The 16,282-nt window shown below is 69.8% G+C and carries 14 protein-coding genes and 2 pseudogenes; 7 read left to right on the top strand and 9 right to left on the bottom strand.

Annotated features, from left to right (window positions below):
* Positions 1 to 39 precede the first annotated feature (39 nt).
* Genes ACWER9_RS25590 through ACWER9_RS25575 form a run of 4 tightly spaced genes read left to right on the top strand, consistent with a single transcriptional unit; the run spans position 40 to position 3,460 of the window.
* On the top strand, positions 40 to 795 hold the full coding sequence (locus ACWER9_RS25590; protein WP_452304218.1) for an amino acid ABC transporter ATP-binding protein: 756 nt from the start codon (positions 40 to 42) through the stop codon (positions 793 to 795).
* Between the two features lie 56 nt (positions 796 to 851).
* The gene (locus tag ACWER9_RS25585; RefSeq protein WP_452304217.1) at positions 852 to 1,730 is read left to right on the top strand and encodes a glutamate ABC transporter substrate-binding protein; all 879 of its coding nucleotides are present in this window, start codon (positions 852 to 854) and stop codon (positions 1,728 to 1,730) included.
* 36 nt (positions 1,731 to 1,766) lie between these two features.
* Positions 1,767 to 2,474: an amino acid ABC transporter permease gene (locus tag ACWER9_RS25580; protein ID WP_452304216.1), complete on the top strand. Its 708-nt coding sequence runs from the start codon at positions 1,767 to 1,769 to the stop codon at positions 2,472 to 2,474.
* Positions 2,471 to 3,460 (top strand): amino acid ABC transporter permease, encoded by a 990-nt coding sequence (locus ACWER9_RS25575; protein ID WP_452304215.1) that lies wholly within the window; start codon positions 2,471 to 2,473, stop codon positions 3,458 to 3,460. The genes ACWER9_RS25580 and ACWER9_RS25575 overlap by 4 nt, the downstream gene beginning before the upstream one ends.
* A 101-nt stretch (positions 3,461 to 3,561) precedes the next feature.
* On the opposite strand, the gene rny is transcribed toward ACWER9_RS25575, so the two are convergent.
* From rny to ACWER9_RS25540, 7 genes and pseudogenes are all read right to left on the bottom strand, one after another.
* Positions 3,562 to 5,328 carry a ribonuclease Y gene (gene rny, locus ACWER9_RS25570; RefSeq protein ID WP_452304214.1) on the bottom strand — a complete coding sequence of 589 codons (1,767 nt, stop codon included), beginning with the start codon at positions 5,326 to 5,328 and terminating at the stop codon, positions 3,562 to 3,564.
* Between the two features lie 543 nt (positions 5,329 to 5,871).
* Positions 5,872 to 6,561, bottom strand: coding sequence for a regulatory protein RecX (locus tag ACWER9_RS25565; RefSeq protein WP_452304213.1), 690 nt, complete (start codon positions 6,559 to 6,561; stop codon positions 5,872 to 5,874).
* A gap of 14 nt (positions 6,562 to 6,575) precedes the next feature.
* Positions 6,576 to 7,622: a recombinase RecA gene (gene recA / locus ACWER9_RS25560; RefSeq protein ID WP_088990914.1), complete on the bottom strand. Its 1,047-nt coding sequence runs from the start codon at positions 7,620 to 7,622 to the stop codon at positions 6,576 to 6,578.
* 184 nt (positions 7,623 to 7,806) lie between these two features.
* A complete protein-coding gene (locus ACWER9_RS25555) occupies positions 7,807 to 8,007 on the bottom strand; it encodes a DUF3046 domain-containing protein (RefSeq protein ID WP_030489422.1) in 201 nt (66 codons plus the stop codon).
* A gap of 5 nt (positions 8,008 to 8,012) precedes the next feature.
* Positions 8,013 to 9,332 (bottom strand): MFS transporter, encoded by a 1,320-nt coding sequence (locus tag ACWER9_RS25550; RefSeq protein ID WP_452304212.1) that lies wholly within the window; start codon positions 9,330 to 9,332, stop codon positions 8,013 to 8,015.
* A 241-nt stretch (positions 9,333 to 9,573) separates the two neighbouring features.
* On the bottom strand, positions 9,574 to 9,837 hold the full coding sequence (locus ACWER9_RS25545) for an FAD-dependent oxidoreductase (RefSeq protein ID WP_452304211.1): 264 nt from the start codon (positions 9,835 to 9,837) through the stop codon (positions 9,574 to 9,576).
* 252 nt (positions 9,838 to 10,089) lie between these two features.
* Positions 10,090 to 10,494, bottom strand: a pseudogene (locus ACWER9_RS25540) (uracil-DNA glycosylase family protein); the annotation flags it as partial.
* A gap of 119 nt (positions 10,495 to 10,613) precedes the next feature.
* Between ACWER9_RS25540 and ACWER9_RS25535 the strand changes: the two are divergent.
* Positions 10,614 to 11,978 carry a hypothetical protein gene (locus tag ACWER9_RS25535; RefSeq protein ID WP_452304210.1) on the top strand — a complete coding sequence of 455 codons (1,365 nt, stop codon included), beginning with the start codon at positions 10,614 to 10,616 and terminating at the stop codon, positions 11,976 to 11,978.
* A gap of 143 nt (positions 11,979 to 12,121) precedes the next feature.
* On the opposite strand, the pseudogene ACWER9_RS25530 reads toward ACWER9_RS25535, so the two are convergent.
* A pseudogene (locus ACWER9_RS25530) lies at positions 12,122 to 12,424 on the bottom strand (uracil-DNA glycosylase family protein); the annotation flags it as partial.
* Positions 12,425 to 12,691: 267 nt separating this feature from the next.
* A complete protein-coding gene (locus ACWER9_RS25525) occupies positions 12,692 to 14,032 on the bottom strand; it encodes an aminotransferase class I/II-fold pyridoxal phosphate-dependent enzyme (RefSeq protein ID WP_452304209.1) in 1,341 nt (446 codons plus the stop codon).
* A gap of 36 nt (positions 14,033 to 14,068) precedes the next feature.
* Here ACWER9_RS25525 and ACWER9_RS25520 point away from each other — a divergent pair, with 36 nt between their 5' ends.
* Entirely contained in the window at positions 14,069 to 15,313 is a 1,245-nt protein-coding gene (locus tag ACWER9_RS25520; protein WP_452304208.1) for a bifunctional pyridoxamine 5'-phosphate oxidase family protein/GNAT family N-acetyltransferase, read from the top strand.
* On the top strand, positions 15,313 to 15,984 hold the full coding sequence (gene leuE, locus ACWER9_RS25515) for a leucine efflux protein LeuE (protein WP_452304207.1): 672 nt from the start codon (positions 15,313 to 15,315) through the stop codon (positions 15,982 to 15,984). The genes ACWER9_RS25520 and leuE overlap by 1 nt, the downstream gene beginning before the upstream one ends.
* Positions 15,985 to 16,282: the final 298 nt, after the last annotated feature.

The following is a 16,282-nucleotide window of genomic DNA, read 5'->3' as shown; positions in this document are numbered from 1 at the left end:
GGGGTCAACCGACCCCGATCCGGGAGACGACAGGGGACGGTGGACGACGTGACGACGGGCGAACCGCTCATCGTGCTGGACGCGGTCAACAAGTGGTTCGGGCCGCTGCACGTGCTTGACGACGTCTCGCTGTCAGTGGGTCGGGGCGAGGTGGTCGTGGTGATCGGCCCGTCCGGCTCCGGCAAGTCGACGCTGTGCCGCACGATCAACCGACTGGAACCGATCAACTCGGGCACCATCACCTTCGACGGCCAGCCGCTTCCGGCCGAGGGCAAACCCCTCGCCAAGCTGCGCAGCGAGGTTGGGATGGTCTTCCAGTCGTTCAACCTCTTCGCGCACAAGACCATCCTGGAGAACGTCACCCTCGGCCCGGTCAAGGTCCGCAAGGAGAAGCCGGCCGCCGCCCGGGAGCGTGGCCTCGCCCTGCTCGACCGGGTCGGCATCGCCAACCAGGCGGACAAGTTCCCGGCCCAGCTCTCCGGTGGGCAGCAGCAGCGGGCGGCGATCGCCCGAGCGCTGGCCATGCAGCCCAAGGCGATGCTCTTCGACGAGCCGACGAGCGCCCTGGACCCGGAGATGGTCGGCGAGGTGCTCGACGTGATGACCTCGCTGGCCAGCGACGGCATGACGATGGTCGTGGTCACGCACGAGATGGGCTTCGCCCGGCACGCGGCGAACCGGGTCATCTTCATGGCCGACGGGCAACTGGTCGAGGACGCCCCACCCGCGGAGTTCTTCGCGAACCCGCGCAGTGAGCGGGCCCGAGACTTCCTCTCCAAGATCCTCACGCACTAGGCGTCCGTAGTGGAGCGCGCCGCACTCGGTGGGCTCCGTCGAAGAAGGAGAAGAGTATGCGTATCACGCGCGTTGCGGCAGTCGCCGCGGTCGCCGCTCTGGCGCTCGGCCTCACCGCCTGCGGTGGCGACGACGGCGGGGAGGGCACCGGCGCTGGCAGCAAGTCCTTCACCGCCGGCACCACCATGGAGAAGCTGAACAAGGCCCAGAAGATCAAGGTCGGCACCAAGTTCGACCAGCCCGGCTTCGGCCTGAAGGGCCTGTCGGGCAAGCCGGAGGGCTTCGACGTCGAGATCGCCAAGATCATCGTCAAGGAGCTCGGCATCCCCGAGGACAAGATCGAGTGGGTCGAGGCCCCCTCGAAGGTCCGTGAGGACGTCATCGTCAACGGCACGGTCGACCTGGTCGCCGCGACCTACACGATCAACGACAAGCGCAAGGAGCGGATCGCCTTCGCGGGCCCGTACTACGAGGCCGGCCAGAACATCCTGGTCAAGAAGGACGACACGACCATCACCGGTCCGGACTCGTTCAAGGACGGCACCAAGAAGGTCTGCTCCGTCACCGGCTCCACCCCGGCCGAGACGATCAAGCAGTACGTCAAGGACGTCGGCACCCAGCTGGTGCTCTTCGACACCTACGACAAGTGCCGGGACGCCCTCAAGGGCGGCCAGGTCAACGCCGTGACCACGGACAACGTGATCCTGCTCGGCTACATCGCAAAGGACGAGGCGTCGTTCAAGCTGGCCGGCAGCAACTTCACCAAGGAGCCGTACGGCATCGGGGTGAAGAAGGAGGACGCGGACTTCCGCAGCTTCGTCAACGACACGCTGGACAAGGCGGTCGCCGACGGTAGCTGGAAGAAGGCCTGGGACAGCACCGCCGGCAAGTTCGGCGCGGAACTGGGTGCCGCGCCCACCATCAACCGCTACTGATCCTTCGATCTGGAGGGTGGGGAGGAACACCGACCCGTGAACGTGCTCATCGACAAGTTCGACGTCTTTGCGGGTGGTTTCTGGCTCACCCTCCAGATCTGCATCCTCGCCGCGATCGGCGCCCTCGTCCTGGGCGCCATCGTCGCGGTGCTGCGCATCTCACCGGTGCCGCCGCTGCGCGCACTCGGCACCAGCTATGTGAACATCTTCCGCAACATGCCGCTGACCGTGGTGATGTTCTTCGCCGCGTTCGGCCTGCCGGCACTCGGTTCCAATGCGGACTTCCTCCGCATCCCGGTGCTCGACTCGCTCTTCACCCGGCTCGGCACCGACCTTCCGTACTTCCGGTTCGCGCTCATCGCCCTCGTGCTGTACACCGCCGCGTTCGTCTGCGAGGCGCTGCGGTCCGGAGTCAACGCGGTGCCGGCCGGCCAGGCGGAGGCGGCACGGTCCCTGGGCCTGACCTTCGGGCAGAACCTGCGCCACGTGGTGTTGCCGCAGTCCTGGCAGGCCTCGGTGGTGCCGCTCGGCTCGGTGATCATTGCGATGATCAAGAATTCGGCGCTGGCCGGCTTCTTCGGTGTGGTCGGCGACCTGTCGGCCACCGCCGACCAACTCACCGGCGCCGAGGGCTACGCCTTCATCCCGGTCGCCATCGGCATCTCGATCGGCTACCTGATCATGACCGTGCCGCTCGGCGCCCTGCTGGACCGGATCGAGAAGCGACAGGCGGTGGCCCGATGAGTCAGCAGACAAGCGTCCTCTACGACGTCCCCGGGCCGCGGCAGCGGCGGATCACCCTGATCAGCAGCATCGTCGCCGCGGTCGTCCTGCTCGTCGGGGCGTACTTCCTGATCTACCGGCCCCTGGACGAGAAGGGCCAGCTCTCGATGGAGTTGTGGGGGCCGCTGCTCGACCCCTCCAACGAGAACTTCTCCCAGGTCTGGGACCGGATCGCCCTCGGCTTCAAGAACACCCTGATCGCGGCGGCGCTGGCCATCGTGGCCTCACTTGTGGTCGGCACGCTCCTGGCCGTGCTGCGGATCCAGCTCAAGAGCCTGACCGGTCGCAGGTTCACCGGCCTCGCCACCCCGCTGGCGTACCTGCTGCGAGGGCTGAGCACGCTGCTGTCCGCCGTCACCCGGGTCTGCGTCGAGGTGTTCCGTGGCCTCCCCGTGGTGATCACCATCTTCTTCGTGGCCCGGGGCTTCCCCGAGTTCGGCCTCTACTTCGACAACCTCTGGTATCTGGTCATCGGCCTCACCATCTACAACTCGGTGGTGATCGGCGAGATCCTCCGCTCCGGCATGGAGGGGCTGCCGGGCGGCCAGGCGGAGGCCGCCGCCGCCATCGGGCTCTCCCCGGCGCAGACCACCCGGATGATCCTGCTGCCGCAGTCCTTCCGGATCATGCTGCCGGCCCTGATCAGCCAACTGGTCGTGGTCCTCAAGGACACCTCGCTGGGATTCATCATCAGCTACGAGGAGACCCTGAACATCGGCAAGCAGATCATCGGCGTGCTGGGCAACCCGATCCAGGTCTACGTCGTGATCGCCGTGCTCTTCATCGTGGTGAACTACTCGCTGTCGAAGCTGGCGCAGTACGTCCAGCAGCGGCTCGCCAAGGGCCGCAAGACCGCCGGCACCCCGGCACAGAACCCGCCGCCGGCGGCCTTGGTGTCCCAGGCCGAGGGTGGCGGTGGAGGCGGTGGAGGCGGCGGCAACGCCTGAGCCACCCCAGACCGACCAGAAGGCCCGAAGGCCGTCCCGAGCACCTCGGGGCGGCCTTCGGTCATCTGCGGGTGGGCGGCGGCGAGGGCTGCCGGCCGACGTCAGCGGGCGATCTCGGTGACCCGGGACTCGCGGACCACGGTGACCCGGATCTGACCCGGGTAGGTCAGCTCCTCCTCGATCTGCTTGGCCACGTCCCGGGCCAGCACGGCCGCGCCGATGTCGTCCACGTCGTCCGGCTTGACCATCACCCGGATCTCCCGGCCGGCCTGCATGGCGAAGACCTTGTCCACGCCGAGCTTGCCGGCCGCGATCTCCTCGATCCGTTCCAGCCGCTTGACGTACGCCTCCAGGCTCTCCCGCCGCGCGCCCGGCCGACCACCCGAGCAGGCGTCGGAGGCCTGGGTGAGCACGGCCTCGATGGTCTGCGGGGGCACCTCGTTGTGGTGCGCCTCGATGGCGTGCACCACGTCCTCGTGCTCGCCGTACTTGCGGGCCAGGTCCGCACCGATGATGGCGTGACTGCCCTCCACCTCGTGGGTGAGTGCCTTGCCGATGTCGTGCAGGAACGCCGACCGTTTGATGATGGGCACGTCCAACCGCAGCTCGGCGGCCATGATGCCGGCGATGTGGGCGGTCTCGACCAGGTGCTTGAGCACGTTCTGCCCGTACGAGGTGCGGTAGCGCAGCCGGCCGAGCAGGGTCACCAGCTCCGGGTGGATCTCGGTGATGCCGACCTCGACCAGGGCGTCCTCGGCGGCGCGGAGGCAGAGCTGCTCCACCTCCTGCCGGGCCAGGTCGTAGACCTCCTCGATCCGGTGCGGGTGGATCCGCCCGTCCAGGACCAGCTTCTCCAGGGTCAGCCGGCCCACCTCCCGACGGACCGGGTCGAAGCAGGAGAGCAGCACCGCCTCGGGGGTGTCGTCGATGATCAGGTTGACGCCGGTCACCGACTCGAAGGCGCGGATGTTACGCCCCTCCCGACCGATGATCCGCCCCTTCATCTCGTCACCGGGCAGGTGCAGGACGCTCACCACGCTCTCCGCGGTCTGCTCGCTGGCGACCCGCTGGATCGCGTCCACCACGATGTGTCGGGCCCGCTGTTCGGCGGTGTTGCGCGCGTCGGACTCGATGTCCCGGACGAGTAGTGCCGCCTCCCGCTTGGCGGACGTCTCGATGGCGTCGACGAGCTCCAGTCGCGCCGAGTCGGCGGTGAGCCCGGCGATCCGCTCCAGCTCCCGGCGGCGAAGCTCCTCCGACTCGGTCAGCTCGGTCTCCCGCTGAGCGAGCGCGGTCTCCCGGGCGGCGAGGGCGGCCTTCGCGGCGGTGAGCTGCCGCTCCCGCTCGGCGAACCGCTCCACCTCCTCGGTGTGCATGCGCTCCCGCTCGTCCATCCGAGCTGCCCGACGCTCCACCTCGGCTGCCTGCTCCCGGGTGGTGGCGGCGAGCACCGCGACCTCCCGCTCCCCGCTGCGCCGCGCTGCCGTCCGCAACTGCTCGGCGTCCGCCTCGGCCTGCTTGTGGGCGCGCTCCAGAACGGTGTCCGCCTCGGCCCGGGCGTCGTCGAGGACCCGCCGCGCCTCGGCGCGGGCCGCCTTCGCCTCGGCCTTCGCCGCCGCCGCCTCGGTCCGGGCCGCGGCGGCCGCGGACTTCGCCACGTCGATCGTGCTGTTCGCCTCGTCGGCCGCGGTCCGCAGGGCGGCCAGGGACTGCTCCTGGCGGTCCTTCTCGGCGATGAAGGCGGGATCCTCCGCTGCCGGCGCGGTGCCCATCCGGCGCAGGGTCCGGATGCCGACGAGCACGGCGCCGATCACCACCACCGCGAGGACGAGGACGGCCGCGAGGAGCACGACGTCGAACGCGTTCATGCCGGGACCCCGTCGGGTCTACCGATGAACCTGTGCCGCCGCCCCGCCATGGCCGCCTCCCCTAACGTCGAGACCGCAGCGACTGTGCCGGAGGCACACTCCTGCGGCTGTGGACGCCCGACCGGAGCGGCTGGCCGTGGGTAGCTTTCTCCGCCGGCGGTGCCCGTGGGCAGCGTCGGCGACCGGGTGCAGTTGTCGCAGCGTTCCGGACCGGCCTGTCCGGAACTGCTGCCAAAGGCCGTGGAGTCGGCCAAAGTGATGCTGTCTTGTTACGCGATCTATGTTGTGCGCTTAGCCTGCGCTGGTCGGGCAATGTGAGCCTGTATGGCGAGGCTAGGTCTCCGGGGGTGCTCAGGTCAAGGACTCATGATCAAACCCCCCGAACGGAGAGAAGTTGATTCGTCACCACGCGCTGATGTCACGGCGGACAGGAGGGGACAAACGCGGCGAGCTGACCGCCCCGATTCGGATGTCGTGCCTGTTCAGCCGTGGAGAGGGTGCCGCCAGCGGGCCGGTGGTGTGACACCGACGACCCCACGCCGCTCAGTCGGACAAGCGGTTGTCGCGCTCCAACTCACCCTCCGCCTCGGCGAGCGCGTCGGCGTCGATCTGCTCGGCGAACTCGGCAGCCTCGGCACTCTGCGCGGCGAGCGCGTCCTTCACCGCCCGGATGGCCACGCCGGGCGGGTAACCCTTGCGGGCCAGCATGCCCACCAGCCGGCGGAAGACCGCGTCCGGCTCACCTCGGGCGGTACGCAGCTTGCGCTCCACCAGGCCACGGGCGGTGTCCGCCTCGGTCTCCTCGTCCAGCTCACCAAGCGCCTCGGTGGCCACCTCGCCGTCTACGCCCTTGCGGCGCAGCTCGTTGGCGAGAGCCCGGCGAGCCAGGCCTCGGCCGGCGTGCCGGCTGGACACCCAGGCCCGGGCGAACGCGGCGTCGTCGATGATGCCGACCTCGTCGTAGCGGTCGAGGACCTCCGCCGACACCTCCTCGGAGATGCCCCGCTTGGCCAACGCGCCGGCCAGCTCGGCCCGGGTGCGCGGCCGGACGGCAAGCTGCCGCAGGCAGATCTCGCGGGCCACCTCGGACTCGTCGCGCGCTGGCGGCGCCGGTTCATCGGCCGCCGCCTCGGCCCGGCGACCCCGGCGGGGACGCGGCGGATCGGTGGCGTCGCCCGTACGGGGCGGACTGGCATCCCAGCCCCGCCCCGTACGAGCGCGTCGTCCTGCCATGGGTCAGCGACCGGTCAGAAGTCGACCGGCGGCAGCTCCGGGCCACCGGCGGCGTCACCCGCGCCGACCCCGACGCCGAGCTTCTCCAGGATCTTCTTCTCGATCTCGGCGGCCACGTCCGGGTTCTCCTTCAGGAACTCCCGGGCCTTCTCCTTGCCCTGGCCGAGCTGGTCGCCGTCGTACGTGTACCACGCTCCGGACTTGCGGATGATCGCCTGCTCCACGCCGACGTCGATGAGCGAGCCCTCGCGCGAGATGCCCTTGCCATACATGATGTCGAACTCGGCCTGCTTGAACGGCGCGGCGACCTTGTTCTTCACGACCTTGACCCGGGTGCGGTTACCGACCACGTCGGTGCCGTCCTTGAGGCTCTCGATGCGTCGCACGTCGAGCCGGACCGAGGCGTAGAACTTCAGCGCCCGACCACCGGTCGTGGTCTCCGGGCTGCCGAACATGACACCGATCTTTTCCCGCAGCTGGTTGATGAAGATCGCCGTGGTGCCGGTGTTGCTGAGCACACCGGTGATCTTCCGGAGCGCCTGGCTCATCAGCCGGGCCTGGAGGCCCACGTGGCTGTCGCCCATCTCGCCCTCGATCTCGGCGCGCGGCACCAGGGCCGCCACCGAGTCGATCACGATGATGTCCAGAGCGCCGGAGCGGATCAGCATGTCCGCGATTTCGAGCGCCTGCTCGCCGGTGTCTGGCTGGGAGACGAGCATCGCGTCGGTGTCGACGCCGAGGGCCTTCGCGTACTCCGGGTCGAGCGCGTGCTCGGCGTCGATGAAGGCGGCGATGCCGCCGTTGCGCTGGGCGTTGGCCACCGCGTGCAGGGCCACCGTGGTCTTACCGCTGGACTCGGGACCGTAGACCTCGATCACCCGGCCTCGCGGCAGACCGCCCACACCGAGCGCCACGTCGAGCGCGATGGAGCCGGTCGGGATCACGGCGGTCTGGACGACGGGCCGCTCCCCCAGCCGCATCACCGAGCCCTTGCCGAATTGCTTGTCGATCTGAGCGAGAGCAAGGTCGAGTGCCTTCTCCCGGTCAGGCCCTGCTGCCATGGTTGCCACCCCTGCCTTCGCCGGCGTCTTTGCTGAGCTTCGCGTCACGCGGACACGCTAGGCGCTAGGTCCGACAGAAAACCAGCCGACGGGCCGCGAGCTGTGGACGAGCACCCCGCTGTGGACAATAGCCGAACAGGTGTACGACTCGACAAGCGACACGCGGAACCGGCAAAAAGGCTGCTCAGCGTAGTCGCGCGGGCACGCGGTCGGGATACGCGGCGCAGACCGCCCGCCACACCACGTGCGTCTGCTCCCCCGATGCCAGGGCCTGCTCGATGGTCCGTCCACCGAGCTGGGACAGCACCTGATCGCGGGCGATGCTGGCCGCGTAGCCGGGCCCGAACGCCTCGTCCAGTCGCGTCCAGAAGTCGGTCAGCCGCACAGTGATCAGCCCTCCTCGTCCGGTGCCCCGGTCGGCACCGGGCGCAACGCTAGCGCCACCAGGGGCGCCGCCGCGACCGCCGCGAGCAGGGTGAGCACGGGATAACCGGCGAACTGCATGACAAACCCGCTGACCACGGCGGCCACCGCCCCGGCCAGGCCCATGATCAGGTCGGACAGCCCCTGGACGCTCGGCCGCACACTCGCCGCCACCGACTCGGAGAGCAGGGTCGAGCCGGCCACCATCGTCCCCGACCAACCCAACCCGAGCAGGACCAGGCCCACCGAGAGCCGGGGGGTGTGGTGCCCGGCGGTGCCGGCGACCGCGCAGGCGGCCAGCAGCAGAGCGACCCCACCGAGGATCACCGCCCGTCGACCGAGCCGGTCGGTGAGCCAACCGACCACCGGGGAGAACGCGTACATGCCGGCGATGTGCAGGCTCAACACGATGCCGACCAGCCGCAGCACGTCGGCGTCGGCGTGCGACTCACCGAGCCGGACCGGGGTCATCGCCATCACCGCCACCATCACCAGGTGACCCACCGCCACGGCGGCGATGCCGAGTCGGGCGGCGGGCTGTCCGCGTACCACCGACCAGGCCGCACGCATCCCGGCGCCGCGCGGCGCGCGCACCTCGACCGGCGCGGCGGCCGGCGTCGCACCACCCGGCGCGTCGGCCGCCGCGAGCCGCCGCGCGGTGAGCAGCGGGTCGGGCCGGAGCAACCCGAGGAGTACGACGGCAGCCAGCACGAACGCGGCCGCGCTGAACGCGAACGGGCCGGCCAGCGGGGGTAGCCCCCAGCCGGTGGTGACCCGGTCGGCAAGCGCGGCGAAGTTCGGCGCGGCCACCGCACCGATTGTGGTGGCCCAGACGATCAGGGAGAGCTGCCGCCCCCGACGGGCGGGCTCGGCGAGGTCCACGGCCGTGTAGCGGGCCTGCAGGTTCGCCGCGGTGCCGCCGCCGAAGAGCAGCATCCCGAGGAAGAGCAGCGGCACCCAGCGGGTGGCCGCGGCCAGCACCACGAGGAGGCCGCCGACGGCGCCGACCGCGTACGCCAGCACCAGGCCCGGCCGGCGACCGTGCCGGGCCATGATCCGGGTGACCGGGACGGCGAGCAGCGCGGCACCGACCACCCCGGCGCTCTGCGCGACGCCGGCCACCGCGGTCCCGGCGATCCGGGCCGCGAGCAGCGCGCCCACGGCGATGCCGATGGTCACGCCGATCCCGCCGATGATCTGGGTGGTGAAGAGCAGCCGCAGGGTGCGCCGCTGGATCGACGCGACGTCGGGTCGGGCGGTACGCGGCGCGGTCAGGTCGGTGGCCATCGGCGCTCCTTACGAAGAGGGTGGCCCCATCCTCGCGCACCCAACCCGCCGCCCGCCGCCCCGCGCCCCGCGCCCCGCGCCCCGCGCCCCGCGCCCCGCGCCCCGAATGATCCGCGCAACGTCAGGGATGGTGCTGTCTCAGCGTGCCCGGAGGCAGCACTTCCCCCGAAGTTGCGCGGATCTTGGCTGGGTCTTGAACCGGGTGCGGACCGGGACGGACACGCCTGGCCCGCCTGGTCGGTCAGCCGGCCATCACGCGCTGGTGCAGCGACGACACCGCCGAGCGGGCCGCTACGAACGCGCCGTGCTGCCAGGCCACCTCGTGGCTCAGCCAGTCCCCGGCGAAGTAGACCCGCCCGGCCGGCTGGAGCAACAGGTTGTAGCCGGCCGTGCCGTGGCGGGGCGAGGTCCAGGCGCCCTCGATGTAGCGCGTCCGGTCCCAGGCGTGGGAGTACGAGGTGACCAGCTCGCTGCGGCCCGTCGCTGCCCGGCACGGCCTCGACAAGCGGCTCCTGCCGGTCGAAGAGCCAGCGCACCGGCAGCCCGATGAACACCGTCATCGGCACCCAGTAGACGGCCATGATCTGGAGACCGGGCGCCCGTTCGAGGAACCCCCGCCATCCCCGGCGACCCTCCCCGGCCTCGGTAGGCGCATCGGCACGACGGGGGCCGCTCTCAACATCCATCGGCTTCCGTTACCCAGGCCCGACCGCCGCGCAATCCCCGCATGCGCTGTCGATCGTGGACTGCTCCGGTGTCAGCCGGGCAGGGCGCGGGTGACCACGGTGAGGTCGGCGACCAGACCCTCGTACGCCCTGTCCTGGTCGTCGGCGCGCAGGACGGCGGACGGGTGGATGGTGGCCAGCAGCCGGGCCTGCGGCGCGTCGGCCCGCTTACCGGCGCTGTCCACCGGCACCTGCGCGAAGTCCGCGGGGTGTTGGGCCGACTCCGGCCAGGGCAGCAGCTCGCCCCGCTGCCGGGTGACCCGGAAGGACGGACCGAGCAGGGCCTTGGCGGCGGTCGCGCCGAGCACCACCACGATCTCCGGGCGCAGCCGGGCGAACTCAGCGACCAACCAGGGGCGGCAGGCGGTGACGTGCACCTGGTCCGGAGTCTGGTGGATCCGCCGCTTGCCGCGCAGCTCGAAGCGGAAGTGCTTGACCTAGCAATATTGTGTATACAACGAGGGCATCACAACGAACTGAAACACCTCGGATTGATGACGGAGCAGTGGCGGCCTGCCTACGGCCAACAAGGTCGTGGTCCCCCTACGCTGTAGTCGTGGACACCTCAGCCAACGGCTCAACGCTGGAAACTATCGAATCCGTCGCAAGTGGATCATCAGCACCCGAGCAATCTTCACCTCCGGTAGATGATCAATCCGACAAGCAGAGGCCCTACCTGCAAAAGGTCAACGGACCTTCCAGCACCCGCCCGTCTCCTAAGATCGCCGCTGCGCGGCCCCGAAAAGCAGCCACAAAGAAGGCGACAGCCGCCCGCAAGGCGTCCAACAAGAAAATTTCCGCAGAACCCAAGAAGACTCGTCGAACACCGCTCTTCCCAGCAGCAACTTTCGAAGATGCTTTAGATCTCGCCAAAGCCATCTACGAAAACGGGGCAGGTAAGCCAGTTCGCAGGCTCACGTTGTTCGACAGCCTGGGAAAGAGCCCGGATAGCGGCCCCACCCGCCAGCTAGTAACCAACAGCGCAAAATACCACCTAACCACTGGAAGTTACAGCGCCGAGCATTTGTCTCTGACAGAAGACGGCCTACTTGCGGTTGCAGATGATGTAACACCCTCAGCCAAGGCCCGCGCCCGCTTCAAGTTGGCTATTGAACAGATAGAGGTCTTCAATACGCTTTTCCAAACCTACAAGGGAAGCCGACTTCCCTCTCAAGCAGTTTTAATGGATAAAGCGCGGGACTTGGGCGTACCAGATGACGATTTAACGAAATGCATTGAGACGTTTACCGTCAACATGAAGTTCACGGGAGTGCTACGCTCGATAAGCGGAGCTGAGCGCGTACTTAGCATAGATACAGTGCTCGACGATTTCCTGCCTCGCACCGCCAGCGCATCACCTCGACAAACGATCCCCGCCTTGCCGAGCCCTCGGAACGAGCCGAAGCTCGGCGGCAACACTGAGGACTTTGGAAAAACGTGCTTCTACATCACACCGATCGGGACCGAGGAGTCCGAGCATCGGAGGCACTCAGACCTCTTCATGGGCTCCTTGATTGAACCAGCCTTGTCTGAGTTCGGGCTCCAGTTGGTGCGCGCGGACCAGATCGGCAATGCCGGTATGATCACGCGTCAGATCATCGAATACATTATTCACAGCAAGCTGGTAATCGCGGATCTATCGTTTCACAACCCCAACGTCTTCTACGAGCTCGCCCTAAGGCACGCCGTGCGGAAGCCGATCGTTCAGATTAGTCGAGCCGCCGATCCTCTACCTTTCGACGTGGGACAAGTTCGAACCGTCGTTATAGATACAACGGACATCTACTCGCTTGTTCCTCAGCTCGAATCATTCAAAGCACAGATCGCTACCCAAATCCGTAAAACACTCGACGAACAAGCAGCGGTGGAGAATCCGTTGAGCGTCTTTGCGCCATACTTCTGGCAACATCTCACCGCCTAACACTCGCCCCACTCCGGCGGCGGCCAACCGTTGAGCGGTGAGGACGCAAGGTTCCACAGCGGGAGAGTGGTTAGGAAGAGGCCTGCAAATCGACCGGCGCATCGGAGGTGCTGTACCGGGTTTATACATGTTCAAACCAATGCGACGGCGTTCGTGAGGTAGAGGTGACCCGGGTCCAGCCCGGCGTCGTCGACCGCGCGGCGCAGCAGGCGTCCGGCCGGGCCGACGAAGGGCAGCCCCTTCTGGTCCTCCATGTCGCCGGGCTGCTCGCCGACGAGCACGACGCGGGCGCTCTCGTCGCCCCGGCCGAAGACCGTCTGCGAGGCGTCCCGGTACAGCTCGCAGCCCCGGCAGCCGCCGGCGGCGGTGCGCAGGTCGTCGATGGTGTCGGCGTCGGGCGGGATGAACCGCTGGGCGCCCGGAGCGCTCCCGGTCTGCTCGGCCATGCCGACTGTTATATACCCGTTCGACGACGGCTGCCGGATACGCCCCGGCGCACCGGCCGCTTCCCGTCAGTACCCGTTACCGCCCCCGTCGCCGCCGGACGCGATCGCGATCAGCACGATGACGATGATGATGATCGCCACCGCCACCGCGATCCAGATCCCCTTACGAGCCCCACCAGACGCCATGTCCCCCACCTCCGGGCGCCCGCATACCCGTCCCGGCCGTCCCGAATCCCCGCGATGGGGTGGGGGTGGGGGGTGGGTGGGTCAGGTGGGGAAGCCTTGGGAGGGGGGTGGGATCTCGGCTCGGGCCAGGGCGGCGGCCAGGGGGGCCAGGTCGGCGGCGTCCAGGGAGCTGACGGTGATGCGCAGGGCGGGTGGGGCGGCGATCCGGTAGAGCGCGCCGGGGGCCACCGCCCAGCCGGCGTCGCGGAGCGCGGTCACCGTGCTTGTCTCGTCCGCGACCGGCAGCCAGACGTTGATGCCGCTGCGACCGTGCGCGGTCAGGCCGTGCTCGGCCAGCGCGGCGAGCAGCCCTTCGCGCCGCTGCTCGTAGCTCTGCGCCGCCCGCCGCACCACCTCGGTGACCGCTGGGTCCCGCCACAGGGCGAGCACCAGGCGTTGCAGCACGGTGGAGACCCAGCCGGCGCCGACCCGGGTACGGCCGCTCACCCGGGCGACAGTCGTCTCGTCGCCGACCAGCACCGCCAGCCGCAGGTCCGGGCCGAAGGGCTTGCTCACCGAGCGGAGGAAGGCCCAACTCGCGGTCGCACCGGCGAGCGAGTGCAGGGGTACGCGGGCCAGTTCGGCAGCGTGGTCGTCCTCGATCAGCAGTAGGTCCGGTCGGCCGGCGAGCAGCGTCCGCAGCGCCTCGGCGCGGGTCGCGGAGACGGCGGCGCCGGTCGGGTTCTGTGCCCGGCTGGTGATGATCAGCGCTCGCGCTCCGGCGGCAAGCGCGGCGGCCACCCCGTCGACAAGCGGCCCGTCGTCGTCGAGCGGCACGCCGATCGGGCGCAGCCCCAGCGCGGCGACCAGGTCGAGCAGGTTGGCCCAGCCCGGGTCCTCGACCGCCACCGCGTCGCCGGGGCGCAGGTGGGCGCCGAGCAACCGCTCGATGCCGTCAAGCGCCCCGCCGGTGAGGGTCAACTCCTCGGCCGGTACGCCGTCGGCGCGCAGCCGGGCGCGGGCCGCCTCGGCGAGCTCGGGCAGCACGCCGGCATCGAGGTAACCGACCGAGGGGCCTCCGTCGGTGGCGAGCGCGGCCAGGTGCGGGCCTAGCGGCGGGAGCAGCCGGGGGTCGGGCTCTCCCCGGGACAGGTCCCGGGCACCGGGCAGCGGTGAGGGGCGCAGCGCGGATCGGCGGGCGGCCACCGGCGGGCGGGGGCGCACCCGGGTGCCGTGCCGACCGGCGGTGGCGAGCAGGCCGCGCTGGCGTAGCTGCTGGTAGGCGCGGGCGACGGTGGCCGGGCTGACCCCCAACTGCGCGGCGAGTGCCCGCACGGGAGGCAGGGCGGCCCCCGGCAAGAGCGCGCCGGCGCGGATGCCCGACTCGATGCTCGCCGAAATCTCGACGGCTGTCGTACCGGTGAGCTGATAGTGTGCTGACACAAATCAGAGATTGTACTAGAACAAAGGGGTGCGCGCATGTATCCGCCTACCGCCCGGACCACACCCCGCCGCTCCCGCGACACGATGAGCTACGACGAGGCCGCCGCCCACGCCGTGCTCGACGAGGCGTACGACTGCGCGCTCAGCTTCGTCGTCGACGGCCAACCCCGGGTGCTGCCCACCCTGCACGTCCGCATCGGCGACACGCTCTACCTGCACGGCTCCACCGGAAGTCGGCCACTGCTCGCCGCCCGGGGCGACGACGGGCTGCCGGTCTGCATCGCGGTGACCCTGCTCGACGGGCTTGTCTACGCCCGTTCCCAGTTCCACCACAGCGCCAACTACCGCTCGGTCGTCGCACACGGCACCGCCCGACTCGTCACCGACGAGCGGGAGAAGCTCGCCATGCTCACCGCACTTGTCGAGAAGGTCGGCGCGGGACGCAGCACGGCCACCCGTCCGCCCAGCCGTCGCGAACTGGCCGAGACCGCCGTCCTGGCGCTGCCCCTGCGCGAGGTGTCCGTCCGCGCCCGCACCGGCGGGGTCCGCGAGGACGAGGCCGACCTGCACCTGCCGCACTGGGCCGGGGTGCTGCCACTGCGCCTCACCGCCGGGGCACCCGAGCCGGACGCCGGGGTCACCGCGCCGCTGCCGGCGTACCTGCGGACGCCCCGTACGCCCTGGCACGACCCGGTGCCGCTGCACGGCGAGCACGTTCGGCTTGAGCCGCTGGACCTGGCACACGCCGACGAGCTGCACGCCGCCACCGCCGACGCCGACGTGTGGCGGCACCTCACCGTCGCGCCGCCCCCCACGCCCGCCGGGACCGCCGAGGTGATCGGCACCGCCCTGGCCGCCCAGCACCGCGGCGAGCGGGTGGCCTGGGTGCAGCGGTGCGCGGCCACCGGCACGGTGGTGGGCAGCACCTCCTACTACGAGATCGACCCCCAGCGACGCTCGGTGGCGATCGGGCACACCTTCCTCGGCCGGCCCTGGTGGCGTACCGCGATCAACACCGAAGCGAAGTTGCTGCTGCTCGGCCGGGCCTTCGACGACCTGGGCGCGGTACGGGTCGCCTGGCACACCGATATCCGCAACGTTCGCTCCCAGGCGGCCATCGAACGACTCGGCGCGACCCGGGAAGGGGTGCTGCGGATGCACCGGCAACGCCCGGACGGCTCCTGGCGGGACACCGTGCAGTACGCGATGACCGTCGACGAGTGGCCGAACGCACAGGCCAGGCTGCGAGAAAGACTTCTGCGGACCGCACCGGTGGCGTGATGATGGCGGGCGTGCTGGGGATCACCGACATCTGGACGTACGTGCTGGGCACCGTGGCCATCATCCTGCTGCCCGGGCCGAACTCACTCTTCGTGCTCTCCACCGCCGCCAAACGGGGCGTCGCGGTCGGCTACCGGGCCGCCGCTGGCGTGTTCGTCGGCGACGGGGTGCTGATGTTCCTCTCCGCCGCCGGGGTGGCGTCGCTGCTCAAGGCGTACCCGCCGCTGTTCATGGTGATCAAGTACGCGGGTGCCGCGTACCTCGGTTATGTCGGGGTGACCATGCTGCTCGGCGCCGTGCGGCGCTGGCGCGACCGCAACGACCCGGACACGCCGCGGCTCATCGACGCCGCAGAGCCGGCGGCGATGCGCAGCCCGTTCCGCAAGGCGCTGGTGATCAGCCTGCTGAACCCGAAGGCGATCCTGTTCTTCATCTCGTTCTTCATCCAGTTCGTCGACCCCGGTTACGCCTGGCCGGCGCTGTCGTTCCTGCTGCTCGGGCTGATCGCGCAGGTGACCAGCGCGCTCTACCTGACCGCGTTGATCTTCGCGGGCACCTTCCTGGCCGCCCAGTTCCGCCAACGTCGCCGCCTGGCTGCCGGCGGCACCACCGCCGTAGCAGCCCTCTTCCTAGCTTTCAGCCTCAAACTAGCCACCGCCACCGCCGGCTAACCCGCCCCGCCCGGCCCGCCCCGCCGGGCGGCCGGGCGGCCGGGCGGCCGGGCGCGGCGATCTTGCACTTTCGGTTGTCGAATTGCGTGCTCTGGACCGATTTGTCGGCGCAGAAACTGCAAGATCGCGGGGGTCAGCGGCGTCGCGCCCTCTGCCCGCGTCGATCATGGAGTTGTGGTGCCTCATCAAAGGCGCGAAACGGGATGTTCATCCCACCACAACTCCATGATCGACGGGCGGAAGGGCGGCGCGCGGGGCGCGCGGGGCGGGCAGCGCGGGGCGGGCAGCGCGGGGCGGG

This window comes from Micromonospora sp. NPDC003944, from assembly GCF_053605225.1.
The sequence above is the reverse complement of the archived record's forward strand: the minus strand, read 5'-3'. Positions and strand labels throughout refer to the sequence as shown.

What these genes read in the sequence shown, in the direction of transcription:
- ACWER9_RS25585 (WP_452304217.1), top strand. Translation starts at nt 852, where the DNA reads ATGCGTATCACGCGCGTTGCGGCAGTCGCCGCGGTCGCCGCTCTGGCG.
- ACWER9_RS25575 (WP_452304215.1), top strand. Translation starts at nt 2,471, where the DNA reads ATGAGTCAGCAGACAAGCGTCCTCTACGACGTCCCCGGGCCGCGGCAG.
- rny (WP_452304214.1), bottom strand. Translation starts at nt 5,328, where the DNA reads ATGAACGCGTTCGACGTCGTGCTCCTCGCGGCCGTCCTCGTCCTCGCG.
- ACWER9_RS25565 (WP_452304213.1), bottom strand. Translation starts at nt 6,561, where the DNA reads ATGGCAGGACGACGCGCTCGTACGGGGCGGGGCTGGGATGCCAGTCCG.
- recA (WP_088990914.1), bottom strand. Translation starts at nt 7,622, where the DNA reads ATGGCAGCAGGGCCTGACCGGGAGAAGGCACTCGACCTTGCTCTCGCT.
- ACWER9_RS25550 (WP_452304212.1), bottom strand. Translation starts at nt 9,332, where the DNA reads ATGGCCACCGACCTGACCGCGCCGCGTACCGCCCGACCCGACGTCGCG.
- ACWER9_RS25520 (WP_452304208.1), top strand. Translation starts at nt 14,069, where the DNA reads ATGTATCCGCCTACCGCCCGGACCACACCCCGCCGCTCCCGCGACACG.
- leuE (WP_452304207.1), top strand. Translation starts at nt 15,313, where the DNA reads ATGATGGCGGGCGTGCTGGGGATCACCGACATCTGGACGTACGTGCTG.